The organism is Amycolatopsis thailandensis (genome assembly GCF_042723255.1).
Classification (GTDB): domain Bacteria; phylum Actinomycetota; class Actinomycetes; order Mycobacteriales; family Pseudonocardiaceae; genus Amycolatopsis; species Amycolatopsis thailandensis.
Genome location: NZ_JBHXJK010000061.1, coordinates 1 through 24616 on the forward strand (window position 1 = coordinate 1; position 24616 = coordinate 24616).

Below are 24616 nucleotides of genomic sequence, written 5' to 3' on the forward strand. Positions count from 1 at the left end.
GCAATGAAGGGGCCTTTCATAGCAAAATTTGCTATGAAAGGCCCCTTCATTGCACGGGGGTGCTGGCCCGCACGCGTCAGTGGTTCGAGCAGGTCCCGACGATCTCCACGGTGTGGCTGATGTCCGAGAACCCGTGCTCGGAAGCGATCTTCTCGGCCCAGCGCTCGACGGCGGGCCCCTCCACCTCGACGGTGCTCCCGCAGAGGCGGCACACCAGGTGATGGTGGTGATGCGACGAGCAACGCCGGTAGATGGCCTCGCCGGTGTCGGTGCGCAGGACGTCGATCTCGCCGGCCTCCGAGAGCGATTGCAGCGTCCGGTACACCGTGGTGAGCCCGATGCCGTCGCCGCGTTTGCGCAGCTCGTCGTGCAATTCCTGGGCGGAACGGAAGTCGTCGATCTCCTTGAGCAGCTCGACCACGGCGGCCCGCTGTTTCGTCGACCGGCGTCCCGGCACTGGCGCGGAACTGTTGACCGTCGTCGGACTCATGCTCACTTCCCCTCCTGAACGTGGGCTACGGCGTCCACCACGATATGCGCAAGGTGATCGTCGACCAGCGAGTACACCACCTCGCGGCCGCGTCGCTCACCCTGTACGACACCCGCCGTCTTGAGCACCCGCAGGTGCTGGCTGATCAGCGGCTGCGCGACATCGAGTGTGTCCACCAATTCGTGTACGCACCTGTCCGCGTTACGCAGTTGCAGGACGATGGCGATGCGCACGGGTGCGGCGAGGGCCCTGAGCAGGTCGCCGGCGTCCGCGAGAGCGGCGGCCGAGGCCGACGCGGCGGGTTCGGCCGGGGGACGGGCCGCCGAATGCGGGCCGGGGTCTTCCGTGAAGCCCGGGGCGGCAGAGTCCGGGGTCACCGTAGCCATCGCCGCCTCCAAGTCCATCATGATTTCCGAAGTCATTGCCAGTAACAGTCCAGCCCATCTTAGTGTTCCCGCCCGACGTGGTCTGTTCGCCGACCGGGCGACCACTTGGCGGCCACGTTACTGCTCCATTCGGGTGACTTAGCGAATAAATGACCATTCCACTTCGCATGTCGTCGCCAACGGTGCAAGGTTGTCGCGAGGGTCGAGGGAGGCAGTGGGGAGAAATGACTCGTTTCGTGACGAAGCTGGCCGCCGCCACGGCGGCCGTCGCTTTGGCGTCGATCCCGGGGCTCGCCTCGGCGCAGACGACGCAGGCCGTCGATGAGAAGACCGGTCCCGTGTCGTTCGCGAACGTGGCCTCGGTACGCATCGGGAACCCGGGATCGCTGATCACCGAGACCCAGCGCTCGCCGCTGACGCCCGGCCAGTCCAAACTCTCCCCGGACCGCACCGTCGTCCCCCGTGACGACGGCGAACGGAACACCTTCGGCAAGAAATGGGACATCAACCTGGGCCGCTACGGCGGCCAGAGCCCGTACCCGCCCGGTATCGCCAGCCGCGACCACAATGTGATCGCGGCGTTGCAGCAGACCACCGTCCCGACAGCGGTCGCGGAGAGCAACTACGCCCTGATCGACAACGGACGCGGCGGCGCGAAGCCCGCCGACAACACCGTGCTGGTGCTCGAAGGCGCGAAGAGCGCCGTCGACTGTAGTGCGCCCGGTAAGGCGACGTCGTCGACGAGCGTGGAGAAGGTCTGGGTGCGGGACGAGAAGGGCGCGCTGAAGCCGTCCGGCGCCTCGGGAATCGACGTCAAGGGACTCAAACTGGGCCCGCCGTCGACCGGTGAGATCGACAAAACGGCCAGCAAGGACAAGACCACCTCCGACCTGACCGTCTCCCGGGTGACCGCCTTCGACCAGCTCATCCGCCAGGACGGCTGGCGCAGCGGCGACGTGACCGCGGTGGCGGGCTGGAAACTGGACATCGTCACGCACGTGCGCGACGAGGCGGGCAAGGATCTGCGCGAGGCCCGCACGACGATCGTGCTCGGCGGCGTGAGCTGCGCGATCCCGAAGAACTTCGTGGCGAAGCCCGCCGGTGGCACCGGACCGGGCGCGGCACCCGAGCAGCCCGCGGTGCCGGGAACGGTCCCCGCGGGCGGTATCCCGCCGCAGGCAGGCGACTCGACGAGGACCGTGGTCGGGCTCGGGCTGCTGGGCGGCGGCATCGTGATCGGCGCCGCGACCATGCTGCTCCTCCGTCGTCGCAAGCCCGTCCCGGTGCGGGAGAAGTAGCGGCCCCGTGCGGACCTGGCTGGCGGGGCTCTCCGCCGTCGTCTCCGCGCTCGCCATCTCCGCGGGCGTGATCGTGCTGACCTGGATCCCGCCGGAACCGTCCGCCTCGACGGCCGAGCCCGCGGTCATGCCGGGGGAGGACGGCGCGCCCCTGGTGCTGCCCGCCGACGCCGCGAAGCGCGGTCAGCGACCCGGCACGATCCGTCTTCCCGAAGGCGGATCGGCGAAGCTCGTCCGCGCCGAGGTCAACTCCGACGGCACCCTCCCGATCCCGCGCGGGCTCGGAGACGCGGCCTGGTGGGGTGCGCGGCTCGGCGCCGAAGCGGGTACGGCGCTGATCTCCGGGCACGTCAACTGGGGCGGCGTCAAAGGACCGTTCGACGAGCTGTGGCGGATGCGGGAGGGCCAGGAGGTCGCCGTCAGCGACGCGGCGGGCGGGATCTGGGTCTACCGCGTGCGCGAGGTCGTCACCGTGCACAAGAACGACCTGCCCGCGCAGGCGGCGAAGCTGTTCGCGCAGAGCGGTCCGCACCGGCTGGTGCTGGTCACCTGCGGCGGCGATTACCTCGGCGGGACGGACGGCTACCGCGACAACCGGGTCGTCGTCGCGACTCCCGTCTCCGGCCCGCCCGTCTGAAGTCGATGCAACCCCTCTCGGCTCGCGTCGCGTGTCTAGCGACACCGGCCGCTCCGGCGGCTTGACGCGAGCAAGGAGTAATACCCGATGGTGGGACAGTTCGACGACGGCGAGCCGAGCGAGGAGCAGCCGAAGAAGCGCTCCAATCTGGGGTGGATCCTCGCCTCCGCCGCGATCTTCGTGGTGGCGGCCGTGGTCGCCGTCCTGGTATTCACCGGAAAGAATGATTCTGTCGTCGCAGCCGCGCAGGATCAGGTGAACACGTCCGCGGGGCAGACGTCCGGAGAAGCCCCGGTCGAGACGGGACAGGCGCCCGGCACGGTCAAACTCCCCGGTGGCGGCACCGCGAAACTGATCCGCAAGGAACTGACCGCCGACGGGACCCTCCCCATCCCCGAGGGCCTCGACGAAGCCACCTGGTGGGGCGCGAAACTGGGCGCTGAGCAGGGCGCTTCGCTGCTTTCCGGGCATGTGAACTGGAAGGGCGAGAAGGGCCCGTTCGACGAACTGTGGCGGCTCAAGACCGGCCAGGAGGTCGATCTCGTCGACACCGACGGCGGCAAGTGGGTCTACAAGATCAGCGAGATCGTCACCGTGCACAAGACGAAGCTGGCCGAGCAGTCGGAAAAGCTGTTCGGACCGGACGGTCCGCACCGGCTCGTCCTGGTCACCTGCGGTGGCGAGTACGTCGGCGGGACCGACGGTTACGAGGACAACCGCATCGTCACCGCGTCGTTGGTCACCCGCCCCTGAGCCGTCCGACCTCGCCGGAGGCCGCGCGGGGACGGGCAGTTAGGCTTGTCCTTCTAACCCATACCCGTCCCCGCATGCTTCGGAGCGTGGAGTGCCCGCCAACACCATTGAGACCGTCGTCAGCCTGTGCAAGCGTCGAGGCTTCGTTTTCCCGTGTGGAGAGATCTACGGCGGTACCAAGTCGGCGTGGGACTACGGGCCCCTCGGTGTCGAACTCAAGGACAACATCAAGCGCCAGTGGTGGAAGACCGTCGTGCAGAGCCGGGACGACGTCGTCGGCCTCGACTCCTCGGTCATCCTGCCGCGCCAGGTCTGGAGCGCGTCGGGTCATCTCGACGTCTTCACCGACCCGCTGATCGAATGTCTGTCCTGCCACAAGCGTTTCCGTGCCGACCAGCTGGCCGAGGACTTCTCCGCCCGTTCGGGCAAGGAGGTGTCCGAGGACGACCTGTCCGAGGTCCCGTGCCCGAACTGCGGCACCCGCGGGCAGTACACCGCGCCGCGTGACTTCAACATGATGCTGAAGACCTACCTCGGCCCGGTCGAGTCCGAGGAAGGCGTGCACTACCTCCGCCCGGAGACCGCGCAGGGCATCTTCATCAACTTCCTCAACGTGCAGACCGCGGCGCGCAAGAAGCCGCCGTTCGGCATCGGCCAGATCGGCAAGTCGTTCCGGAACGAGATCACGCCGGGCAACTTCATCTTCCGCACGCGCGAGTTCGAGCAGATGGAGATGGAGTTCTTCGTCGAGCCGGGCGAGGACGAGACCTGGCACCAGTACTGGATCGACGCGCGCACCGAGTGGTACAAGGACCTCGGCATCAAGGCGGACAACCTCCGCCTGTACGAGCACCCGAAGGAAAAGCTCTCCCACTACTCGAAGCGCACCGTCGACATCGAGTACCGCTTCGCGTTCAACGCGGGTCAGGAGTGGGGCGAGCTCGAAGGCATCGCGAACCGCACCGACTTCGACCTCACGACGCACTCGAACCACTCCGGCGTCGACCTGTCGTTCTTCGACCAGGCCACGAAGCAGCGGTTCCGCCCGTTCGTCATCGAGCCCGCGGCCGGTGTCGGCCGGTCGATGATGGCGTTCCTCGTCGACGCCTACCACGAGGAAGAGGTGCCGAACGCCAAGGGCAGCACCGACACCCGCGCGGTGCTCAAGCTGGACTACCGGCTCGCGCCGTTCAAGGTCGCCGTCCTCCCGCTGTCCCGCAACGCCGACCTCACGCCGAAGGCACGCGACGTCGCGGCGGCGCTGCGCAAGCACTGGAACGCCGACTTCGACGACGCCGGCGCGATCGGCCGCCGCTACCGGCGCCAGGACGAGATCGGGACGCCGTACTGCGTCACCGTCGACTTCGACTCGCTCAACGACCACGCGGTGACCGTGCGGGAGCGCGACACCATGGCTCAGGAGCGGGTCGCGATCGACAAGCTGGAGTCGTACCTGGCGGGTCGCCTGATCGGCGCCTGATACGCACCTGGGAAGTACGTGAAGGCCCCCTTCATTGCGCTAGACGCAGTGAAGGGGGCCTTCACGTACTTGGGACGTTCCCACCCCTGACAACTGTCACGCCCAGGTCGTGACGCGCGGCCCATGGCCGGACCGCCTGAGCGCGACAAGCTCTAGGCATGCGAGAACAAGACATCACCGCGGGGGCGGCGGTACGACTTTCCGGCCTGCGTAAGCACTATGGCGACGTCCACGCCGTCGACGGCCTGGACCTGACGATCGCGCCGGGCGAGGTGGTCGCCCTCCTCGGCCCCAACGGCGCGGGCAAATCCACCACGGTCGACATGATCCTGGGCCTGTCCGTGCCCGACAGCGGCATCGTGACCGTCTTCGGGCGGAAGCCGGGCGACGCGGTCGGCGACGGGATGATCGGCGCGATGCTGCAGGGCGGCGCGCTCGTCGAGGATCTCACGGTCGCCGAGACCGTCGGCATGGTCGCCGCGCTGCACCGCAAGCCGATGCCGGTACGCGAGGCGCTGCGCCGCGCCGGGATCGAGGACATCGCGAACCGGCGCTCCACCAAGCTTTCCGGCGGGCAGAAGCAGCGCGTGCGGTTCGCGGTCGCGTTGGTGAGCGACCCGGATCTGCTGATCCTCGACGAGCCCACCGCCGCGATGGACGTCGGCACGCGCCGCGAGTTCTGGAAGTCCATGTACGAGTACACGGACTCCGGTCGCACGGTCCTGTTCGCGACCCACTATCTCGAAGAGGCCGAAGAGTTCGCCGACCGTGTCGTGCTGATGCGGTCGGGACGGATCGTCGCGGACGGTTCGGTCGCGCAGGTGCGTGCGCTCGCAGGGGGACGCACGATCCGCGCGGCGGTGCCCGCGGCGGCGGAGCCGGTGATCGCGGGGCTGCCCGCGGTCACCGGGTTCGAACTCCGGGGCGGCCGCGTCGCGATCTCCAGCTCCGATTCCGACGCCACGCTGCGCGCGCTGATGACCGAAGTCCCCGAAGCGCGTGACATCGAGATCAGCGCCGTCGGCCTCGAAGGCGCGTTCCTTTCCCTGACCACCGACACGGAAAACACCGAGGAAGCCGTCCGATGAACCCGACCTATCTCAAGACCGAGATCGTCCGCACCTTCCGTTCGACGCGGTTCGTGCTCTTTGCCGTCGCCTTCCCGGTGCTGATGTTCCTGTTGCAGGCCAACGTTTTCGGCTCCGCCGAGATGAACATCGCCGGGGTGATCATGGTCAACATGATGGCTTTCGGCACCTTCTCCGCCGCGATGACGAGCGGCGCGAAACTGGCGATCGAAAGGTCCACGGGCTGGCAGCGCCAGCTGCGGCTGACCCCGCTGACCGGCGCCGGTTACCTCGGCGGCAAGGCCCTGTCGGCGATGCTCGTCGCGCTTCCGTCGCTGCTCATCGTTCCGCTGATCGGCGTCCTGTTCCAGGGTGTCCACCTCGACGCCGCGGGCTGGCTGCGGCTGGTGCTCGGTGTCTGGCTCGGCGCGATCCCGCTGGTGCTGCTGGGCCTGCTGCTCGGTCAGTTCGGCACCCCGGAGTCGATGCAGCCGATGAACATGATCGTCATGATGGGCATGGGCTTCCTTGGCGGCCTGTGGATCCCCATCGACGGGATGCCGTCGTGGATGGCCGACCTCGCCCAGGTCACGCCGACGTACTGGCTGATCCAGCTGGTCCGCCCGGTCGTCACCGACCATCTGACGGTGAGCCTCCCGGCTGCGCTCGGCGTGCTGGCGGCGTGGACCGTGGTCCTCGGGGCGCTGGTGGTCAGGCGTTACCGTAAAGACAGTGCGCGGGTCTGAGAAAAGGGTGAACTGGTGAACGACTACCCGGGCAGGGTGAAAACGGGCTTGAACAGCCGTGAGAACTGGTGGTCGGACATGCCGCCGCGGACCGGCCGGGGACCCCGGCCGGGGCGGTGGGCGATCCTCGGCATCGCCTTCATCCTGCCCAGCATGGTCCCCGCCGCGGTGGACCTGTTCACCGACGGGGCGACAGCCAAGGAGCTGGTGATCGCCGCCCTCCTGGTCGTCTACGGCTCCTGCTACGTGCTGTTCCCGCTCAGCCTGCGGCCCTCCCACCGGAAGACGACCTATGTCGCCTCGGTGGTGATGCTGCTGATCGGCCTCGCCCTGGTCTTCCTGCACGACACCAACCCGTACGTGCTGATCTACGCGACAGCGGTACTCGCTTTCACGCTGCCACCGGCGTGGGCGGTGATCCTGGACGGCGGGGCCCTCCTGCTGGTGCTGGGCGTCCACCTGGCCCTCGGGAGGGACGACTTCGGGGATCTCATCGCGGTCACCTCGATCACGGCGGCGATGTTCTTCATGGCGAACCTGGTCCGCGCGGTGCGGAAACTGGAGGCGGCGAACCGGGAGATCGCGACACTCGCGGTCGCGGGGGAACGCGAGCGCCTGGCGCGGGATCTGCACGACATCCTCGGCCACAGCCTCACCACCATCACGGTCAAGGCCGGGCTCGCCCGGCGGATCCTGGAGAGCGGCAAGGACGATCCCCGCGCGCTGCAGGAGATCAGCGACGTCGAGAACCTGACCCGCAGCGCGCTCTCGGACATCCGCGCCACGGTCTCCGAGTATCGCGAGGTGTCGCTTTCGGCCGAGGTCGCCGGGGCACGGGCGGCGCTGCGGGCGGCCGAGATCGACGCGGACCTGCCGCACGCGGTGGACAACGTCGACCCGTCCTTGCAGCGGACTTTCGGTTACGTGCTGCGGGAGGCGGTGACCAACGTCCTCCGGCACTCCGGGGCGAAGCGGGTCAAGGTCCGCTTCGGCAAGACCTGGCTGGAGATCGAGGACGACGGTGACGGCGGCGAGGTCGAGGAGGGGAACGGGCTGCGGGGGCTCACCGAACGGCTGGCCGCGGTCGGCGGAACCTTGACGGCCACCGCGCCTTCTGCGGGAGGATGGCTCGTCCGCGCGGAGGTACCGGAATCGGCCGTGCGGAGCGGCGCGCGGGCGCCGCTCACCGAACCGGCTGGAGGCTGCGCGTGATCCGGGTCCTGCTCGCCGACGACCAGGCCATGGTGCGTGGGGCGTTGGCCACCGTGCTCGGCCTCGAAACCGACATCGAGGTGGTCGCCCAGGTCGGCTCGGGCGACGAGGTGCTCCAGCGGGCGAAGGAAACCGCCCCGGACATCGCGCTGCTCGACGTCCAGATGCCGGGCAAAGACGGTCTCGAAGCCGCCGCCGAGCTGCGCGGCGCGCTGCCGTCGTGCCGGATCATCATCTGCACCACCTTCGGCAGACCGGGTTACCTCTCGCGGGCGATGGCGGCGGGCGCGGCGGGGTTCGTGGTCAAGGACGCCCCGCCGGAGCAGCTCGTCGACGCCGTCCGAAGAGTCCACAGTGGACTTCGGGTGGTCGATCCCGCGCTCGCCGCCGAATCGCTCGCCACCGGCGCGAGCCCGCTGACCGGACGCGAGCACGACGTCCTCGAAGCGGCCAAGGACGGCAGCACGGTGGCCGACATCGCCGGTGCGCTGCACCTTTCCGAAGGCACCGTGCGCAACCATCTTTCGGCCGCGATCGGCAAGACCGGGGCGAGGACGCGGGCCGAAGCGGTGCGGCTCGCGGAAGAGCACGGCTGGCTCTGAGATCGACTCGCGGCTCTGCGAGAATCTCCTTGTGAGTACCGCCGTACGGACCAAGCCCACCCGCGCGAACTGGGTGCGCCGGACCCTGGCGGGGTCCCTGCTGATCGTCGTCGCGGTGATCGGCGGGACGGCGTTCCGCGTCTGGCAGGTCGCGCGGGACGACGTGCGTGACCGCGCCGACGTGATCGTGGTGCTCGGCGCGGCCCAGTACAACGGCAGGCCGTCGGAGATCTTCCAGTCACGGCTGGCCAAGGCGAAGACGCTGTACGACCAGGGCGTCGCGAAGGTCATCGTCACCGCGGGCGGCAAGCGGGCCGACGACAACTACACCGAGGCGCAGGCGGGCGCGCAGTGGCTGCGCAAACGCGGGGTGCCGGAGTCGGCGACGCTGCCGGTCGGCGAGGGCAGCGACACCCTGCGCAGCCTCCGCGCCGTCGCCGATCAGGTGCAGAAGCGGGGCTGGAAGACGGCTGTACTGGTCAGTGACCCGTGGCATTCGTTCCGCGCGCGGGTGATGGCCGACGATCTCGGGCTGGACGCCTGGACGTCGCCCACCCATCGAGGCCCGGTCGTGCAGACCCGGGAGACGCAGGCGCGCTACATCGTCCGCGAGACCGGTGCGCTGCTGTACTACCGCCTCACGAGGTTCCCGGCGGAAGTCTGAGCCCGATAAGTGTCGGTGATCGCGTTTAAGCTGGTCGCGTGGACACCTACACCGAGGCCGACAGGGCGCGTCTGCTGCCCGAGCGGCCCAAGGGCGCGGCGCTGGAGGGCGCGGAGGACGGGCGGAGCGCCTTCGCCCGTGATCGCGCGCGGGTGCTGCACTCGGCGGCCCTGCGGCGGCTGGCCGGCAAGACCCAGGTGGTCGGCCCCGGTGAAGGCGCCGAGGTCAGCGGCGTACCCCGCACCCGGCTGACGCATTCGCTGGAGGTCGCGCAGATCGGCCGCGGCATCGCGGACGAGCTGGGCGCGGACCCGGATCTGGTGGACACCGCCGGGCTCGCGCACGACATCGGGCATCCGCCGTTCGGGCACAACGGCGAGCGCGCGCTGAACGAGGTCGCGCGGTCGTGCGGCGGTTTCGAGGGCAACGCGCAGACGCTGCGGATCCTGACCAGGCTGGAGCCCAAGGTCCTGCTCGAAGGCGGCGCCGTCGGCGGGCTGAACCTCACCCGTGCCTGTCTCGACGCCTCGACGAAGTACCCGTGGCCCCGTGAAGACGGCAATCCGAAGTACGGCGTGTACGCCGACGACGCCGAGGTGTTCGCGTGGGTCCGCGAGGGTGCGCCGGACCGCACGACCTGCCTTGAAGCGCAGATCATGGACTGGTCCGACGACGTCGCGTACTCCGTGCACGACGTCGAGGACGGGGTGCTGGCCGGCCGGATCTCGTTGCGGGTACTGGCCGACGCCGAGGAGCGCGCGGCGGTGGCCGAGGCCGCGCGCCGGTTCTCGGACCAGTCCCAGTCCACTTTGGAGGGAGCGGCGAAGGAACTGCTCGACCTGCCCGTGGTCGCGGAGCTCGCCGAGCCGGGGCTCGACGGCTCGCTCAAGGCGCAGGTCGCGCTGAAGCGGCTGACGAGTGAGCTGGTCGGCCGGTTCGCGACGGCGGTCGTCGGCGCGACACGGGAGGTGTACGGCGAGGGGCCGCTGAGCCGCTACGGCGCGCGGCTGGTCGTCCCGGAGCAGGTCGCGGCCGAGGTCGCGTTGTTCAAGGCGCTCGCGCTGCGGTACGTGATGAGCGACAAACGACGTCTCGCGATGCAGGACGGTCAGCGTCAGACGCTCGCCGAGCTGGTCGGGGCGCTGTGCCGCCGCGCGCCGGACGCGCTGGACGGCCTGTTCCTGCCCGCCTGGGAGGCCGCCCCGGACGACGCGGCCCGCCTGCGGGTGGTCGTCGATCAGGTGGCCTCGCTCACGGACGCGCAGGCGTACGCGTGGCACGCCTGGCACACGGGCCGCCACGGCTGAGGACCGAGCCGGGACTGGAGTGATCAGGTACCGCACTCGCGCGATCAAGCACGGATCTCACGGGCTGGAGGGACGGCACGCGTGATCAGGCGGACGGCACGTGTGTCCAGACGGACGACACGTGTATCCGGACGGACGACACGTGTGTCCGGACGGACGGCACGTGGAGTTGCCCCCGGTTGCCGGACACGGGTTTTCACGCGGCTTGGTGATGACTGTAGGTGGTTCGGGTTTCGTGGGGTGTTCGGTGGCTGAGTGTCGAATGTAGGCGGTCGTGGTTGTAGTAGTGGAGGTAGCGGTAGAGGTCGTGTCGGGCTTGGTTGCGGGTGGGCCAGATGGTGGTGCCGATCTCGGTTTTGAGGGTGGCGAAGAACGATTCGGCGACGGCGTTGTCGTAGCAGGATCCGACTCGTCCGATCGAGGGGCGGATCCGGTGCTCGGCGAGGGCGGCCCGGAATTGGCCGGAGTTGTATTGGACGCCACGGTCGGAGTTGAACACCGCGTCGGGGCGGATCAGGCCGCGTGCGGTGGCGAGGGTGATCGCGTCGCAGACCAGGTCTGCGCGCAGGTGATCGCCGATCGCGTGCCCGGCGATCTCGCGGTTGTGCAGGTCGATCACCGTGGCCAGGTAGAGCCAGCCCTGGAATGTGGGCAGGTAGGTGATGTCCCCGACGAACCGGCGGCCAGGATGCTCGGCGGTGAAATCACGGCGGATCACATCCGCCACCGGTGTCACCGGGCCGGCGGCGGGCTTGGTCAGGCTCCGGCGTTTCCGGCGGGTGATCCCGGCTAGGCCCTGCTCGCGCATCAACCGCTGCACCCTCTTGTGGTTCACCACGCGTCCGCGCCGGCGCAGCTCCGCGGTGATGCGGGGCCGCCCGTAAGCGCCTCGGTGCTGCGCGTGGATCGAGGCGATCATTGCTATCAGCTCCCGCTCCCGCGCCGCCGCGACCTCCCGGGCGGACTCGGCCGCGACCCATTCGTGGAAGCCTTGCCGGCGCAGGCCCAGGACCTGGCACAACCGCTTCACGCCGAACTCGGCGCGATGCTCGGAGATGAACCGGTAGCGGTAGATCATCGATCCATCTCTTTGGCAAAATAGGCGGCCGCTTTACGCAGGATCTCCTTCTCTTTCTGCAGCTCAGCGACCTGCTTCCGCAACCGCTGCACCTCATCGAGAGTGGCCGGGTCCTCCGTCGGCGGCCCGGCCTCGGCGGCCTGTTTGGCTACGTTGACCCACGATCGCAGGGTTTCGTGATTGACACCGAGCTCGCGGGCGATCTGCCGCAACGGCCGATCACTGGAGCTGACCAGCTCGACCGCATCGCGACGGAACTGCTCCGGATACTTCGAACGAGACACCAGGACATCCTCCCTCCAGACCACTGTCTGGAATCAAGGTGTCCGGAATCCAGGGGCAACCCCACACGTGTGTCCGGACGGACGGCACGCGTGATCAGACGGACGGCACGTGTGTCCGGACGGACGACACGTGTATCCGGACGGACGACACATGTCTGGACGGACGGCGCACGCTCGCGGCGGACCCCTGGCCGCGAGCGTGTCGTCCGTCGGATCACGCGAGTTCGCCGTCTGATCACGCGAGTTACGTGTCTGATCACATGAGTCACGCCTTCAGGCCCGGTACCGGCCTTCACGGACTTGGTGATCGTCACGGTCGCCCCAGACGCACCAGCAGTCACAGGGGCCGCGCGTGAAGGAGGCCTTCACGCCAGCCCAAGTACATGAAGGCCCCCTTCCTTGCGCCTAGCGCAGTGAAGGGGGCCTTCATGTACCGCGAGTGGGAAGCACGGCACACCACCGTCGCGCCGGCCCTCGACCAAGAGGGGAACTTTCGGACAGGAGACGGACGGGCGCGTGCACGGTACGGTCTGCGGCATGGGAGCTGTCGAAAGCCACCTCCGGTTTGGTCTGGACCTCTATCGGGTGCTGGCGAGCCGCGCGGAGAACGCGTGTTTCTCGCCGTACTCGATCGCGAGCGCGCTCGGCCTGGTGACGCAGGCCGCCAAGGGGAAGACCAGAGAGGAACTGATCGCGCTGCTCGGCGACCCGGACGAGCTCGCCGACCTGCTGGGCAAGGCCTCGTCGCTGCTCGACGACGGTCCCGAACTCGCGGTCGCGAACACGCTCTGGGCCTGGGACGGGCTCCCGCTCGAGAAGTCCTTCCGCGAGGAAATCGCCACGTGGCCGGGCGGCAAGGTCGAGAGCGCCCCGTTCGGCGAAGACCCGGAGGAAGCGCGGCGGCTGATCAACGCCGATGTCGCGGAGGCCACCCGCGAACTGATCCCCGAACTGCTCAAGCCGGGGACGGTCGCGCCGGACACCGTCGCGGCCATCGTCAACGCGTTGTATCTCAAAACCGCTTGGCAGAATCCGTTCTCGCGTGACAACACCGCGCCCGCGGACTTCCACGCGCCGTCCGGCACCCGTACGGTGCCGACGATGTGGCTCGAAAAACAGCTCGACCACACCCACGAGGACGGCTGGCAGGTCGTCCGCCTCGGCGCCGAGGGCGGGGTGGAGGCGATCATCCTGCTGCCGGACGGCGACCTCGACGACGCCGAGCTCGACGCGGGCAAGCTGTCGGGGCTGCTGGAGAACACGCGGTCCAAGACGCTCGCCCTGTCACTGCCGAAACTGGATCTGGACGTCGACAGCCCGCTGACGGCGAAACTGAAGGACCTCGGCGTGCGGACGATGTTCACCGGCGACGCCGATCTCACCGGGCTCGCCGACGACGACCGGCTCGAAGTGTCCGACGTCCTCCACCAGTCCGTGTTGCGCATCGACGAGCAGGGCCTCGAAGGGGCCGCCGCGACGGCGGTGCTGATGCGGCTGACGTCGATCATGGTCGACGAACCGCTGGAGGTCACCGTCGATCGTCCCTTCCTTCTGCTCGTCAGGCATGCCTCGACGGGTGTGATCTACTTTCTCGCCCGCGTTGTCGAGCCGTGAGGACGGTCAGTGAGTCTTTTCCAGGCTGAGGCGGTCGTGGAGGCCGACGAGACTCCCACGAGACCCCGCCGGTTCGCGGCCGCCGACGCCGCGATCATGGGCGCCTTCGTGCTGTTCGCCTTCTTGCTCTACAACGGGCTCTGGCTCGACCTGGAAGAGGGCTATCTCTGGAACAGCGCGTCGGATCAGAACCTGTGGGAGTGGTTCTTCTCCGTCACCGCGGACAACGTGCTGCACCTGAGGAACCCGCTCAGCTCGCACTTCCAGAACCATCCGCTCGGCGTGAACCTGATGGCCAACACGGCCATGCTCGGCATCGGCATCCCGCTTTCGCCGATCACGCTCACCTTCGGCCCGACGCTCACCTGGGCCATCGCGCTCACCGGCGGTCTCGCCGGCACGGCCGCCGCCTGGTACTGGGTCTTCTCGCGGCATCTGGTGACCCACCGGGTCGGCGCGGCCATCGGCGGCGCGTTCGTCGGGTTCGCCCCGCCGATGATCTCGCACGGCAACGCGCACCCGAACTTCGTCGCGTGGTTCGTGCTGCCGTTCATCGCGTTGCTGATCTTCAAGATCGCCCGCGGTGAGCGCCCGGTCCGCAACGGGATCTTCCTCGGCCTCCTGGCGGCGTACCAGATCTTCCTCGGTGAAGAACCGCTGCTGATCTTCGCGATGGCGTTCGCGATCTTCGCCATCGCCTATTTCGCGACGAACCACCGCGAGTTCCGGCCGATGGCGAAACCGCTCGGGATCGGCGTCGGCATCGGTGTCCTCGTGGCGCTCGTGCTGTGCGCGTATCCGCTGTGGTGGCAATTCTTCGGCCCGCAGAGCTATCAGGCGATCGAACACGGCCCCGTCGGGAACGACACGGCCGCCTTCACCCGTTTCGCGACGCAGTCGGTCGCCGGGCAGCCGCAGGCAGCCGCGGACGTGTCGATGAACCGCACCGAGGAGAACGCGTTCTTCGGCTGGCCGCTGATCGTGCTGATGGTGGTCATCACCGTCTGGCTGTGGCGCGAGGTGTTCGCGCGGGCGCTGGCGATCTCGATGTTCGTGATGGCCTGGCTCTCACTCGGTGTACAGCTCGTGGTCGTGCACGAGGAGACCGGGATCCCGGGGCCGTGGAAGCTCCTGTCGGAACTGCCGCTGTTCGAATCGCTGCTGGAATCCCGGCTCGCGATGGGGTGTATCCCGCTGATCGGCGCGCTGCTGGCCTTGGCGACCGAACGCGTCTACGCGGTCGCGTCGAAGCTGCCGGAAGTGCCGGGGGAGCGGCGGTTCCCGTTGCGGCTGGTGTGGATCGGCGTCGTCATCGCGGTACTGCTGCCGATCGCGCCGACCCAGCTGATCGTGAAGGAACGGCCGCCGACGCCGAAGTTCCTCGCCGACGGCACTTGGCGGTCCTACGTCGCGCCCGGCGGGACCGTGGTGCCCGTGCCGTTGCCGAGTTCCGGCGAATCCGAGCCGCTGCACTGGCAGATCGACGCGGGACTCGGCTATTCGATGCCGGAAGGCTATTTCGTCGGGCCGAGCGGCCCGGACGACAAACGTGGCCGCTACGGCGCCATCCAGCGGCCGACGTCGGTCATCTTCGACCAGATCAAGCAGACCGGGGTGCCGGCGACGATCACCGAATCGCAGCGCGTGCAGGCGCTGGAGGATCTGCGGTACTGGAACGCCGACGTCCTCGTGCTGATCCCGCGCGAACACCAGGACGCTTTCCGGGCCACGGTGGATCTGCTGCTGCGCAAGCCCGCCGAGTTCGTCGACGGCGTCTGGGTCTGGGACGTCCGGACGATCACGCCATGACTTCCCGCATTTCGTCCTCTGGATGCGGTAGTTGGTAAAGCGAACTACCGCATCCAGAGGACGAAATGCGAAGGGCGTCAGGTCCAGGGGGCGAGCGGGTACCACGGCAGGATGCCCCGGAACTGGAGCATCCGTACGTCCCAGTAGAACAGCGTGAACACGCCGGTGAAGATCAGCGCGCCCGCGGTCAGCGCCACGATCCGCCCCGGCCTCGCCGCCAGCCATCGCCGCAACCCGCCGCCCGCGACGTTGACCAGGATCAGCAGGATCGCCATCACCAGGATGTTCCCCACCGATTGCAGCGTGAACGCCGCCGCGCCGTAGAGCGGGTTCCCGCTTTCCGCGGCGTCGCGGAAGATCTGCCGGAACAGCACCCACGGCCGCCCGATCAGGAACGCGCCGATCAACGCGCCCAGGAACACCGTGCGAGCACGCGCGGAGAACGGATCGCGGACGTAGCCGAGCTGCGCGAATCCCAGGTACGTCAGCGAAATCCCGATGAAACCGAACACCAGCATCGACTGGACGTTGCGCGCCGTCAGCTCGCCCAGCGGCGCCTGGTCGCCGGTGAACTGCGGCATCTTCGTGCCCACCAGGCTGACGACGACGCCGTAGAGCGCGGACACGGCGATCATCCCGGCGGCCAGCAGCCGCAGCGGGGCGAGGGTCGCGCGGAACCGGGCCCAGCGGCCGCCGTCGGTGCCCAGCATCGGTGACATGGCCCCGAAAACCGCGACGTTGCAGCCGGTGAAGGTCCCCGCGAGACCGGATACGAACGCGTACACCACTCCCGTGACGACGCCGTCGATCGGCGATTGCGCGGGCTTGCCCAGCACGGCTTCGGTGACGCCGCCGCCGATCACCGTGTCGACGAACTGCGCGGACCACACGGTGGTCAGCACGAAGCCCGCGAGAGCGCTGACGAGCACCACGCGCCGCCGGTTCACTTCCGTTTCGAGCGCGGTCATCGCGCACCCGCCGGGCGATGCACGACGAACGGTTCCGTGTTGCCGTCGATGCCCCACGTACCGCCGGAAACCCCGAGCCCGCTCCATTTCGAGCCCGCGAACGGCTCGTCGAGGGACATGGCCAGATGCTCGTTGACCCAGACCGTCCCGCCTTCGAGCCGCATCGCGACGTCGGCGGCGTGCTCTTCGTCCGTGCCCCACACCGATCCGCACAAGCCGAACTTCGTGGCGTTCGCGAGCCCGACGGCTTCGTCCACTGTGGAGCATCGAACGATCGGCAGTACCGGGCCGAACTGCTCCTCGGTCACCACCCGCATGCCGTCGTGCGCCTCGGCGAGGATCGCCGGGGCGAAGAAGTACCCGGGCCCGTCGAGCCGTCCGCCGGTGACGAGCCGCGCGCCGTCCGACCGCGCTTCCTCGGTGAGACCGATGACGCGGTCGTACTGCGGCCGGTTGTTCACCGGGCCGATCCGCGTCCCGGGCGTCCGCCCGTCGCCCACCACGACCTCCGTCGCCAAAGCGGCCAGCGCCTCGACGACGCCGTCGTACGCGGAACCGACGGCGTAGACCCGTTTGATCGCCATGCAGATCTGCCCGCAGTTGGCGAAAGCGCTCCAGAACAGCTTTTCCGCGAGGAGAGCCGGGTCGGCGCAGGGAAGGACGATCGCCGGATCGTTTCCGCCCAGCTCCAGCGTCAGCCGCTTCAGATCGGGCGCGGCCGCCGCGGCCACGTGCTTCCCCGTGGCGACGGAACCGGTGAAGTTGATCTTCCGGATCCCCGGATGCGTCACCAGATGCTCGCCGAGCGGGTCCTTCCCGGTGAGCACGGTCAGCACGCCCGGCGGCAGTACCTCCGCCAGCATCCGGCCCAGGTGCAGGGTGGTGAGCGGGGTGTGCGGCGACGGTTTGAGCACCACCGTGTTCCCCGCGGCGAACGCCGGCGCGAGTTTCGCGACGGCCAGTTGCACGGGGAAGTTCCACGGCGTGATCGCGGCGACCGGCCCCAGCGGACGCCGGTGCACCTCGGCCTGGCCGACGACCCGGGGTTCGATCCGCAGACCGGCGAAGTACCGGAACCGTGCCGCCGCCCTGGTGAACTCGGCTTCGGCTTCCCGGAGCGGTTTCCCCTGTTCCTCGGTCAGTACGGGGGCCAGCACGGGCGCGGCCTCCTCGACGACGGCGGCGCACGACATCAGCGCCGCGTGCCGGTCCGTGACCCGCCACGCCGGCCAGGCGCCGACGGCGGCGCGGACCGCTTTGTCGACATCGGCCGGTCCGGCGTCCGGGACGGTCGTGATCCGCTGCCCGGTCGCGGGATTCTCGACGGCGAGCATCAGTCCTCCGCGCCGAGCAGTTTGGACGGGTTCACCGAACTCGTCGTGTGGACCTCGTCCTTGGTGAGCCCGAAGGCCTCCATATGCGCGCGCAGCAGCCGCAGCGCCTCGACCGTGTTGGGGAACAACGGTTCCCCGGCGTCGCTGGACAGCGTGACGTACTCGGTGCCGAGCGCCTGGATGGTCCGGCACATCTCGGCCGGGTCGACGCCGAGCAGCGGCGAGATCTCGTCGTAGGTGAAGTTCAGGTAGATACCGGCGGAAGTGAGTTCCCGCATCTGCGCCTGCGAAAGATCGATGAACGGGCTGAACGGATGGTCGATGACAGCCTTCGTGATGCCGAGGTCGCGGACCTGCTCGGCCATCTCCCAGATCTCGGCGTGGGTGGCGTGCGCGAACGAGATCATCACGTCGTGGTCCGCGACCATCTTGAACACCTCGCGGTACTCGGGTTTGAGTTTCCCGTGCTCGTCGAGGGTGTACGTGCCGACGCGCAGCGCCTTGTCCCACGGCAGCGGATCGGTCCACACACTGGGTTCCTCGCCCCACCAGCCGCTCATGCCGCCGACCTTGCTCAAGGTGTTGGCGCTGCGGAACACCGGCATCCACACCGCCGAGACGCCGTCGGCCAGCTGCCTGCGCGCCTGTTCCGGGATGGACAGGCCCATGGTGTCGGTGGTGATCCAGCCGGACCACAGCCGCGACGGCGGCACGTCTGCCTCGTCGCACCACTTGCGCAGTTCGCCTTCGACCTCGCGGACGACACCGGCGGGACCGGCGACGTCGGTGCGGGCCCGCCAGACGATGCTCTTGAACAGCAACCCTTTCACGCCGCTGGCGGACGCGAGTTTCGCGATCGACAGCCCGTCCTGTTGCCCTTCGTGACCGTGGCAGTGGATGTCGACGGCGCCTTCGACGCCGAACACCGCGGGCGGCACGAGGACGTCGCCCCGGTAGCCCATCCGGGCCCGGTAGGAGGACAGGAACCGGTCGTGCGGGGCGTTGTTCCGCCGCCGCAGCTTCGCCTCCGCCAGGTATTCCTTCTCGTCGTCCATTTCGGCCGCGTCGTTCATCCCCGCACCCGTCCTTCCGCGTCGTGGGTCGCGAAATACCTTTGGGCAAGCCGTTTTCGGCGCGCGTCGAGCACCATGTAGGTGCCGAGCACCAGCTGGACGACGTCGCGCCGGAGCTCCCCGGCGCGGTCACGCACCCGGAGATACCGCAACAGCCGCCGATCCGATCCGGGGTCGTCCACCGGCCGCAGCACGCACGGCCCCCGGTTGGGGATCGAGCGGACGTGGGTCGCCGTGGAACTCAGGAGGTACCGGGACAGCACGGCTTTCGCGACCGCGCGCATCGTCGGCGGCACTATTCCCTTGGCGGGGCAAGGCCGGTTCGCGGTGACACCGAACGGGATGTGGTTCGCCCGCGACGCGGTGTGGCGCTCCCAGCGATCCGGGTCGAACCGCTCCGGATCGGCGAACCCGCTCGCGTGGAAGTCCGCGTAGTTGAAGCACAGCACCGAACCGGCGGGCAACGTCGTGTGCTCGTCGACGGTGATCTCCCCCGAGCTGATCCGGTGCGCGATCCCGAACAGCGGGTACCGGCGGAAGGATTCGGACAGGACGCGGTCGAGGTAGGCGTCGCCGGATTCGGTCCGCAGGCGTGCCTGCACCTCCGGGTGGTGCGCGATGGCCAGCAGCAGATGGGTCATCGCCTCCGAGGACTGCACGACGGCGGTGTTGAAGAAGGCGCCCTGCAGGTACAGGACCTGTTCTTCGGGGGAAAGCCGTCGCGGGAGCGGCAAAGGACGCTCGCTCAGCCTCTCCGTCAGGTACCGGGTGAGCGCCGCCCGCCGGTTCATGTGCCGCAGTCCCAGGCATTTCAGCGCGGTGACGACGTCGGTCGCGTTGGCCACGATCAGGTCCCGCGCCCTCCGGGGGCACGGTTCGCCGAACACCAGCTCGTAGTAGAACTCCGCCCAGATCGGCATCATCTCGTCGCGCAGGCGGACCAGCCTGGTGCGTTTCGGTTTCTCGTCCAGTACCCGTTCCGCGGCCCGCGTGGCGCGTTCGGCGCTTTCGGCGTGCGGGCGCGCGAGGAAGCGCCGGGTGGTGCGGGCGACGTCGTCGTAGCGCTCACCGGGTTCGAGATGTTCTTGGTGGACTTGGGGTCCCGGGGCCAGCCAGTACCAGAAGAGGTCGGACAGGACGGCGCCCTCGCTGCGGCCGTCGGCGTTCGGATGTGCGTAGACCTCGCGGAAATGCTCGACGCCGACGGTGTCACCGGGGATCGGCACCGCCTCCTGGCCGTTGACCCTGGCGAAGACCCAGTTGCGGAGCGCGGTCAGCGCCATGACACCTCCTCCACCAGGTCGCGGCGGACGGCGGCGGGGTCGGCGTACCCGCACAAGGCCAGCGCGTTGACGATTTCCCGGCGCAGCAGGTCCAGGACCTTCGTGACGCCGGCTTCCCCGTCGTAGGCGAGACCCCAGACGACCGGGCGGCCGATCGCCACCGCCCGCGCCCCCAGCGCGAGCGCCTTGACGACGTCCGTGCCGCGGCGGACGCCGCCGTCGAGCAGGACCGGCACGCGGCCTTCGACGGCGTCGGCGATCCGGGGGAGCAGGCGGATCGACGGCGGGGTGGTGTCGAGCTGCCGCCCGCCGTGGTTGGACACGATCACGCCGTCGGCGCCGTGATCGGCGGCGAGCCGGGCGTCGTCGGGGTGGAGCACGCCTTTGAGCAGGATCGGCAGCGACGTGGTCTCGCGCAGCCACTCGAGGTGCCGCCACGAGATCTCGGGTGAGAGCACGACGTTGCGGACCTCGCCTGCCTGCTCGCGCAGGTTCGGGCAGTTCATCCCGGGCGGAAGATCGTGGAAGTCGTTGCGGTCGTTGCGTTCGTGCCTGCCGAGCGCGGGGGAGTCGGCGGTGACCACCAGCGCGCGGCAGCCCGCGGTCTCCGCCCGCCGGACGATCGCTTCGGTGAAGCCCAGGTCGGGCTGAAGGTAGAGCTGAAACCAGATCGGCGGTTCGTGCTCGGAGGACACTTTGCGGGCTTCGGCGGCGATGTCCTCGATGGCCACCGTCGACAGCATCGCCGAGATCAGGATCGTGCCCGCGGCCGCCGCCGCGCGGGCGGTGGCGCGTTCGCCCTCGGGATGCGCGAGTTCGTGGAACGCCGTCGGCGCCAGCAGGACCGGCATCGACACGCGTTCCCCGAGGACGGTGACTTCCGGCGACGGGTCGCCCGCGCCGGTCAGGACCCGGGGGAGGAGCGCCAGCCGTGCGAACGCGGATTCGTTGCCCCGTACGGTGACCTCGTCCTGCGCGCCGCCGGCGAAGTAGTCGTCGCGGACCCTGTCGAGCAAGGCACGCGCGGCCTGCTCGACCTCGCGGAGGTTGACCGGCCCGGTCACCGGACGGCCACCATCTCGCGGACCGGCGCGCGGTAGTCGGCCTCGCCCGTCCAGTCGTTGGCGACGTCCTCGGGCAGATGCCGGGTCTCGGCGAGCTCGCCGTCGACGTACCGGCGCAGCACGGGATGCATGTAGAGCGACTCGGTCGCGGGGTCGTCCTCCCAGGCGCGCCCGGCGGTGACGTCGAAGGGGTCGATTTCGGGATAGCCCGAGCCGTACTCCAGGGTGATCGTGACGAAACGCCTGCCGGGCCGCTCCGCGAGGGCGAGACCGGCCGGGATCTCCTCCAGCAACCGGGAGGTGCCGTCTTCGTTCAGCACCAGCACGTCGGCGAGGAAACCGAACTGGTTCCACAGCCCGGAACTGCGGTTCACCCGCGCCAGGATCGCGCCCGCCACGACGTCCGGATCGGCGGGCAGGTCCTCGCCCGGCCAAGCGGTGCCCTCGTAGCGTTGTTCGAGCACGTGGTGCAGGGCGCGGACGCCGTAGCGGAAGCCGTGCAGGACGCTGCTGGTGAACTTGCGGCGGTCGAGGACCTGGGTCAGCGTGCCCGCGAAGTACAGGCCCGGCACGGTCGTCGATTCCCAGGCCTGGGTCAGTTCGGCGAACCGGTCGTTCATCGTCAGGCACGGTCGCACCCGGTCGGTGAAGATGCCGGTGTCCATCCGGAACCCGGTGCAGGTGATCACCCGGTCGTAGACCAGCGTCACGGTCTTCGGCCTGCGGGAATAACGGAGGGTCACGTGGTATTCCGCGTCGCGAAGTTCGATCTTTTCCACGGTGGCGTCGAGGACCAGGTTCTGCGATTTCAACTGATAGGTGTCGAGGAAGTTGTTGTTCACCGCGCGCAGATCGCCGGAGAAATGCGTGCGCCAGGCGAACCGGAGCGACTCCGGGCCGAGAACGTGGATCAGTGCCGCGTTCGCGACGAGATTGTCGGCGGTTTCGAACGCCGAGTTCCCCTTGCCCAGGATCAGCACCCGTTGATCGGTGAAATCCCGGGGATCGACCGAAACATCGTTGTACGATTCCGTCGTTTCGATTCCGGGGACGGCGGGGACGTACGGACGGGCGAGTCCGGTCGCGACGATGACCCGTTTCGCGGAGTAGGTCCGGCCGACGTCGGTGGCGACCCGGAATTCGGTGTCCCGGTCGATCGAGGTCACCCGTGTCCCGTATTCGACCTGAACGCCCGTTTTCGCCGCGTAGTCGGCGAAGTAGTCGACAAGGAGGTCCGCCGAGGGGAAGTATTCCTCGGTGTACCGGGTGAACCGCAGGTCCGGATCGTCGGACAGCAGCGAGTTCCAGTCCATCCGCAGATTCAGTTCGGGATCGGCCCAGCCGGTGTGCGGTTTGTTGATCGAGATCAGTTTCCGGTGCCGGGGAAAAGTGCGGAAGTACGAGCCGGGCGCGTCTTCCGCTTCCAGCACGACATGATCTCTTCCGGCTCGCTGGAGGAAATGTCCGAGTTGAAGGCCGGCCGGGCCCGCGCCGATGACGAGGTAGTCCATGTGTTTCCTCCGATGGGAGAGAGCGGAGGGATCGCCGAATAAACCGATGTGGCGGCACCGGTTCTTCGAGGGGATTGCTGATCGTCAGCGTACCTTCGATGATCGAATGGGGGTTCCGGCGAAAAGGCTAATCGTCACCTACCCAGGCGGGCGATGACTAAAGTAGGTTCGACAGCATACCGACAGTAAGTTCTTCAATTCGTCCCGTTCCCCGGGAATCGTAATGGGCCGATCCGACGGTTCCCGATCCCGCTCCGCGATCGGGAAGGGCGAGTGGCCCACGTCACCAGGGAGCGGCTGTCACGTCCTCGCGGGCCGTCTCGTCCACCTGGTGATCGCAACCGCACGAGGAGGACACCATGCCGCGTATTCCCGCCGTCAAGACCGCCGAAGCCGGCTTCCTGCTGAAGCTGATCTACAAATTCGCCGGGAAGCGCTTCGGTGCCGTACCCGAGCCGATGGCCGTCTACGCGCACCACCCGGCGCTGCTGCGCGCGAACGGTGTGCACGAGATGCTGGCGGAAAAGGCCAGCAAGACACTGGCGTCGAACGTGCGCGAGCTGGCCGTGTACCGCGTCGCGACCCAGCTGGGCTGCTCGTGGTGCATCGATTTCGGGACCATGCTGCAACTGCACGAAGGGCTCGACATCGAACGGCTGAAGAACATCGACGACTACGCGAAGTCGCCCGCCTTCACCGCGCAGGAACGGCTCGCGCTCGCGTACGCCGACGCGATGACCGCGAGCCCGGTGACCGTCACCGACGAACAGGTCGCCGAACTGGAACGAGAGTTCGGCCGCAAGGGTGTCATCGAGCTGACCTACCAGATCGGGCTGGAGAACATGCGTGCCCGGATGAACAGCGCGCTCGACATCACCGCGCAGGGTTTCACCTCGGGCGACGCCTGCAAGATCCCGCTGCCCTGATCTCCCCGCGTTTAGTCCTCTGAATGCGCTCAGAGCGCATTCAGAGGACTAAACGCGGTCAGGAACCGACGCGGGTGCGGGCGGTGGTGAGCTTGTCCGGGTTCGCCATGTCGTAGATCTCCACGATCTTCCCGTCGCGGATGACGAAGGCGTCGACGTGTTCGTCGAGCGCCCGGTACCCCTCCGAAGCGGCCTGCGGCGGGATGTAGAGCCCGAGGTCGCCGTTGACCAGCGCGAGCCTCGCCTGCTCGATCCCGGCCGGGTCGTACATCCGCATGAGTCCCTGGAACAGCCGGGTGACCTTGTCGAAGCCGGTGACCGTGTGGACCGCCGTACGCGCCTTGCCGCCGCCGTCGCCGACGAGGACGACGTCCGGATGCAGCACCTCGGCCACCGCCTGGATGTCGCCGGTGAGCATCGCGGTCATGAACTTCTCGATGATCTGCTGCTGCTCGGCGAGCGCCGTCCGGGGCGGCGGATCCGCGTCGGCGACCGCGCGGCGGCCGCGGGAACCGTGCTGGCGCGCGGTCTCCACCGTGCAGCCCAGGATCTCGGCGATCTCACCGAACGGCACCGAAAACGCGTCGTGCAGGACGAACGCGACGCGCTGCTCGGCGGTCAGCCGGTCGAGGACCACCATCGCCGCCATCCGCATGCCGTCGTCGCGGACCGCGACGGTCAGCGGGTCCTCCGACGACGGCGTGCCCAGCGGGCCGAGCACCGGCTCGGGCAGCCACTCGCCGACGTACCGCTCGCGGCGCACCACCGCCGACCGCAGCCTGTCGAGGCAGATCCGGCTGACGACGGTGGTCAGCCAGCCCTTGTGGTCCTCGATGGCCGCGCGGCGGCGCTCGTCGAGGCCGCTCAGCCGCAGCCAGGACTCCTGGACCGCGTCCTCGGCGTCGGACAGCGCGCCGGTGAGCCGGTAGGCGACCGACACCAGATGGGGGCGCAGCGCGGCGAAGTTCCCGGCGAGTTCGTCCAGGGCGGTGCTCATTCCCCGAGTGTGCCGCACAGCGCCCGGAGAGGA

The 24616-nt window shown here is 68.6% G+C and carries 24 protein-coding genes; 13 read left to right on the forward strand and 11 right to left on the reverse strand.

Translation table 11 applies throughout. The features are described from left to right. Nucleotides 1–76: 76 nt before the first annotated feature. Nucleotides 77–490 (reverse strand): Fur family transcriptional regulator, encoded by a 414-nt coding sequence (locus ACFWMR_RS23825; RefSeq protein WP_093935287.1) that lies wholly within the window; start codon nucleotides 488–490, stop codon nucleotides 77–79. A gap of 2 nt (nucleotides 491–492) precedes the next feature. Next, nucleotides 493–876: an ArsR/SmtB family transcription factor gene (locus ACFWMR_RS23830; protein WP_378379943.1), complete on the reverse strand. Its 384-nt coding sequence runs from the start codon at nucleotides 874–876 to the stop codon at nucleotides 493–495. Between the two features lie 224 nt (nucleotides 877–1100). Here ACFWMR_RS23830 and ACFWMR_RS23835 point away from each other — a divergent pair, with 224 nt between their 5' ends. The 10 genes from ACFWMR_RS23835 (at nucleotide 1101) to ACFWMR_RS23880 (ending at nucleotide 10642) form a co-directional block, all read left to right on the forward strand. Continuing rightward, nucleotides 1101–2174 carry a hypothetical protein gene (locus ACFWMR_RS23835; RefSeq protein WP_093935286.1) on the forward strand — a complete coding sequence of 358 codons (1074 nt, stop codon included), beginning with the start codon at nucleotides 1101–1103 and terminating at the stop codon, nucleotides 2172–2174. Nucleotides 2175–2181: 7 nt separating this feature from the next. After that, complete coding sequence (locus tag ACFWMR_RS23840) at nucleotides 2182–2811, forward strand: class F sortase (protein WP_378379944.1); 630 nt, start codon at nucleotides 2182–2184, stop codon at nucleotides 2809–2811. Nucleotides 2812–2898: 87 nt separating this feature from the next. Further along, entirely contained in the window at nucleotides 2899–3564 is a 666-nt protein-coding gene (locus ACFWMR_RS23845) for a class F sortase (RefSeq protein WP_378379945.1), read from the forward strand. Nucleotides 3565–3655: 91 nt separating this feature from the next. Next, nucleotides 3656–5044: a glycine--tRNA ligase gene (locus tag ACFWMR_RS23850; protein ID WP_093935283.1), complete on the forward strand. Its 1389-nt coding sequence runs from the start codon at nucleotides 3656–3658 to the stop codon at nucleotides 5042–5044. A gap of 158 nt (nucleotides 5045–5202) precedes the next feature. After that, the gene (locus ACFWMR_RS23855) at nucleotides 5203–6132 is read left to right on the forward strand and encodes an ABC transporter ATP-binding protein (protein ID WP_378379946.1); all 930 of its coding nucleotides are present in this window, start codon (nucleotides 5203–5205) and stop codon (nucleotides 6130–6132) included. Beyond that, nucleotides 6129–6857, forward strand: coding sequence for an ABC transporter permease (locus ACFWMR_RS23860; protein WP_093935282.1), 729 nt, complete (start codon nucleotides 6129–6131; stop codon nucleotides 6855–6857). Before ACFWMR_RS23855 ends, ACFWMR_RS23860 begins: the two co-directional genes overlap by 4 nt. 15 nt (nucleotides 6858–6872) lie before the next feature. After that, entirely contained in the window at nucleotides 6873–8069 is a 1197-nt protein-coding gene (locus ACFWMR_RS23865) for a sensor histidine kinase (RefSeq protein WP_378379947.1), read from the forward strand. Further along, nucleotides 8066–8671, forward strand: coding sequence for a response regulator transcription factor (locus ACFWMR_RS23870; protein WP_093935280.1), 606 nt, complete (start codon nucleotides 8066–8068; stop codon nucleotides 8669–8671). Before ACFWMR_RS23865 ends, ACFWMR_RS23870 begins: the two co-directional genes overlap by 4 nt. A 31-nt stretch (nucleotides 8672–8702) precedes the next feature. Next, nucleotides 8703–9335: a YdcF family protein gene (locus ACFWMR_RS23875; protein ID WP_378379948.1), complete on the forward strand. Its 633-nt coding sequence runs from the start codon at nucleotides 8703–8705 to the stop codon at nucleotides 9333–9335. A gap of 38 nt (nucleotides 9336–9373) precedes the next feature. Beyond that, a complete protein-coding gene (locus tag ACFWMR_RS23880; RefSeq protein WP_378379949.1) occupies nucleotides 9374–10642 on the forward strand; it encodes a deoxyguanosinetriphosphate triphosphohydrolase in 1269 nt (422 codons plus the stop codon). A 196-nt stretch (nucleotides 10643–10838) separates the two neighbouring features. Here ACFWMR_RS23880 and ACFWMR_RS23885 read toward each other — a convergent pair whose 3' ends face one another. Beyond that, nucleotides 10839–11720 (reverse strand): IS3 family transposase, encoded by an 882-nt coding sequence (locus ACFWMR_RS23885; RefSeq protein WP_378379950.1) that lies wholly within the window; start codon nucleotides 11718–11720, stop codon nucleotides 10839–10841. Then, nucleotides 11717–12004, reverse strand: coding sequence for a transposase (locus ACFWMR_RS23890; RefSeq protein WP_378379951.1), 288 nt, complete (start codon nucleotides 12002–12004; stop codon nucleotides 11717–11719). Before ACFWMR_RS23890 ends, ACFWMR_RS23885 begins: the two co-directional genes overlap by 4 nt. Before the next feature lie 537 nt (nucleotides 12005–12541). Between ACFWMR_RS23890 and ACFWMR_RS23895 the strand changes: the two genes are divergently transcribed. Beyond that, on the forward strand, nucleotides 12542–13618 hold the full coding sequence (locus ACFWMR_RS23895) for a serpin family protein (RefSeq protein ID WP_378379952.1): 1077 nt from the start codon (nucleotides 12542–12544) through the stop codon (nucleotides 13616–13618). Nucleotides 13619–13627: 9 nt separating this feature from the next. Then, nucleotides 13628–15427, forward strand: coding sequence for a glycosyl transferase (locus tag ACFWMR_RS23900; protein WP_378379953.1), 1800 nt, complete (start codon nucleotides 13628–13630; stop codon nucleotides 15425–15427). Between the two features lie 77 nt (nucleotides 15428–15504). Here ACFWMR_RS23900 and ACFWMR_RS23905 read toward each other — a convergent pair whose 3' ends face one another. The 6 genes from ACFWMR_RS23905 to ACFWMR_RS23930 are packed head-to-tail and all read right to left on the reverse strand — an operon-like array spanning nucleotide 15505 to nucleotide 22660. After that, nucleotides 15505–16395 (reverse strand): hypothetical protein, encoded by an 891-nt coding sequence (locus tag ACFWMR_RS23905; protein ID WP_378379954.1) that lies wholly within the window; start codon nucleotides 16393–16395, stop codon nucleotides 15505–15507. Further along, nucleotides 16392–17729 (reverse strand): aldehyde dehydrogenase family protein, encoded by a 1338-nt coding sequence (locus tag ACFWMR_RS23910; protein ID WP_378379955.1) that lies wholly within the window; start codon nucleotides 17727–17729, stop codon nucleotides 16392–16394. The genes ACFWMR_RS23905 and ACFWMR_RS23910 overlap by 4 nt, the downstream gene beginning before the upstream one ends. Continuing rightward, nucleotides 17729–18802 (reverse strand): DUF6282 family protein, encoded by a 1074-nt coding sequence (locus ACFWMR_RS23915; RefSeq protein ID WP_378379956.1) that lies wholly within the window; start codon nucleotides 18800–18802, stop codon nucleotides 17729–17731. Before ACFWMR_RS23915 ends, ACFWMR_RS23910 begins: the two co-directional genes overlap by 1 nt. Beyond that, nucleotides 18799–20085, reverse strand: coding sequence for a cytochrome P450 (locus tag ACFWMR_RS23920; protein WP_378379957.1), 1287 nt, complete (start codon nucleotides 20083–20085; stop codon nucleotides 18799–18801). The genes ACFWMR_RS23915 and ACFWMR_RS23920 overlap by 4 nt, the downstream gene beginning before the upstream one ends. After that, nucleotides 20076–21149, reverse strand: a complete 1074-nt coding sequence (locus ACFWMR_RS23925; RefSeq protein ID WP_378379958.1) for an alpha-hydroxy acid oxidase — start codon at nucleotides 21147–21149, stop codon at nucleotides 20076–20078. The genes ACFWMR_RS23920 and ACFWMR_RS23925 overlap by 10 nt, the downstream gene beginning before the upstream one ends. Further along, complete coding sequence (locus ACFWMR_RS23930) at nucleotides 21146–22660, reverse strand: NAD(P)-binding domain-containing protein (protein ID WP_378379959.1); 1515 nt, start codon at nucleotides 22658–22660, stop codon at nucleotides 21146–21148. The genes ACFWMR_RS23925 and ACFWMR_RS23930 overlap by 4 nt, the downstream gene beginning before the upstream one ends. 359 nt (nucleotides 22661–23019) lie before the next feature. Here ACFWMR_RS23930 and ACFWMR_RS23935 point away from each other — a divergent pair, with 359 nt between their 5' ends. Further along, nucleotides 23020–23586 carry a carboxymuconolactone decarboxylase family protein gene (locus tag ACFWMR_RS23935; protein WP_378379960.1) on the forward strand — a complete coding sequence of 189 codons (567 nt, stop codon included), beginning with the start codon at nucleotides 23020–23022 and terminating at the stop codon, nucleotides 23584–23586. Nucleotides 23587–23644: 58 nt separating this feature from the next. On the opposite strand, the gene ACFWMR_RS23940 is transcribed toward ACFWMR_RS23935, so the two are convergent. Then, on the reverse strand, nucleotides 23645–24583 hold the full coding sequence (locus ACFWMR_RS23940) for a sigma-70 family RNA polymerase sigma factor (protein ID WP_378275269.1): 939 nt from the start codon (nucleotides 24581–24583) through the stop codon (nucleotides 23645–23647). Between the last annotated feature and the right edge of the window lie 33 nt (nucleotides 24584–24616).

Excerpts from the sequence above, each read along its gene's own strand:
- ACFWMR_RS23825 (WP_093935287.1), bottom strand. The coding sequence starts at position 490 with ATGAGTCCGACGACGGTCAACAGTTCCGCGCCAGTGCCGGGACGCCGG.
- ACFWMR_RS23830 (WP_378379943.1), bottom strand. The coding sequence starts at position 876 with ATGGCTACGGTGACCCCGGACTCTGCCGCCCCGGGCTTCACGGAAGAC.
- ACFWMR_RS23835 (WP_093935286.1), top strand. The coding sequence starts at position 1,101 with ATGACTCGTTTCGTGACGAAGCTGGCCGCCGCCACGGCGGCCGTCGCT.
- ACFWMR_RS23845 (WP_378379945.1), top strand. The coding sequence starts at position 2,899 with ATGGTGGGACAGTTCGACGACGGCGAGCCGAGCGAGGAGCAGCCGAAG.
- ACFWMR_RS23855 (WP_378379946.1), top strand. The coding sequence starts at position 5,203 with ATGCGAGAACAAGACATCACCGCGGGGGCGGCGGTACGACTTTCCGGC.
- ACFWMR_RS23860 (WP_093935282.1), top strand. The coding sequence starts at position 6,129 with ATGAACCCGACCTATCTCAAGACCGAGATCGTCCGCACCTTCCGTTCG.
- ACFWMR_RS23885 (WP_378379950.1), bottom strand. The coding sequence starts at position 11,720 with ATGATCTACCGCTACCGGTTCATCTCCGAGCATCGCGCCGAGTTCGGC.
- ACFWMR_RS23895 (WP_378379952.1), top strand. The coding sequence starts at position 12,542 with ATGGGAGCTGTCGAAAGCCACCTCCGGTTTGGTCTGGACCTCTATCGG.
- ACFWMR_RS23905 (WP_378379954.1), bottom strand. The coding sequence starts at position 16,395 with ATGACCGCGCTCGAAACGGAAGTGAACCGGCGGCGCGTGGTGCTCGTC.
- ACFWMR_RS23910 (WP_378379955.1), bottom strand. The coding sequence starts at position 17,729 with ATGCTCGCCGTCGAGAATCCCGCGACCGGGCAGCGGATCACGACCGTC.
- ACFWMR_RS23915 (WP_378379956.1), bottom strand. The coding sequence starts at position 18,802 with ATGAACGACGCGGCCGAAATGGACGACGAGAAGGAATACCTGGCGGAG.
- ACFWMR_RS23920 (WP_378379957.1), bottom strand. The coding sequence starts at position 20,085 with ATGGCGCTGACCGCGCTCCGCAACTGGGTCTTCGCCAGGGTCAACGGC.
- ACFWMR_RS23930 (WP_378379959.1), bottom strand. The coding sequence starts at position 22,660 with ATGGACTACCTCGTCATCGGCGCGGGCCCGGCCGGCCTTCAACTCGGA.
- ACFWMR_RS23935 (WP_378379960.1), top strand. The coding sequence starts at position 23,020 with ATGCCGCGTATTCCCGCCGTCAAGACCGCCGAAGCCGGCTTCCTGCTG.
- ACFWMR_RS23940 (WP_378275269.1), bottom strand. The coding sequence starts at position 24,583 with ATGAGCACCGCCCTGGACGAACTCGCCGGGAACTTCGCCGCGCTGCGC.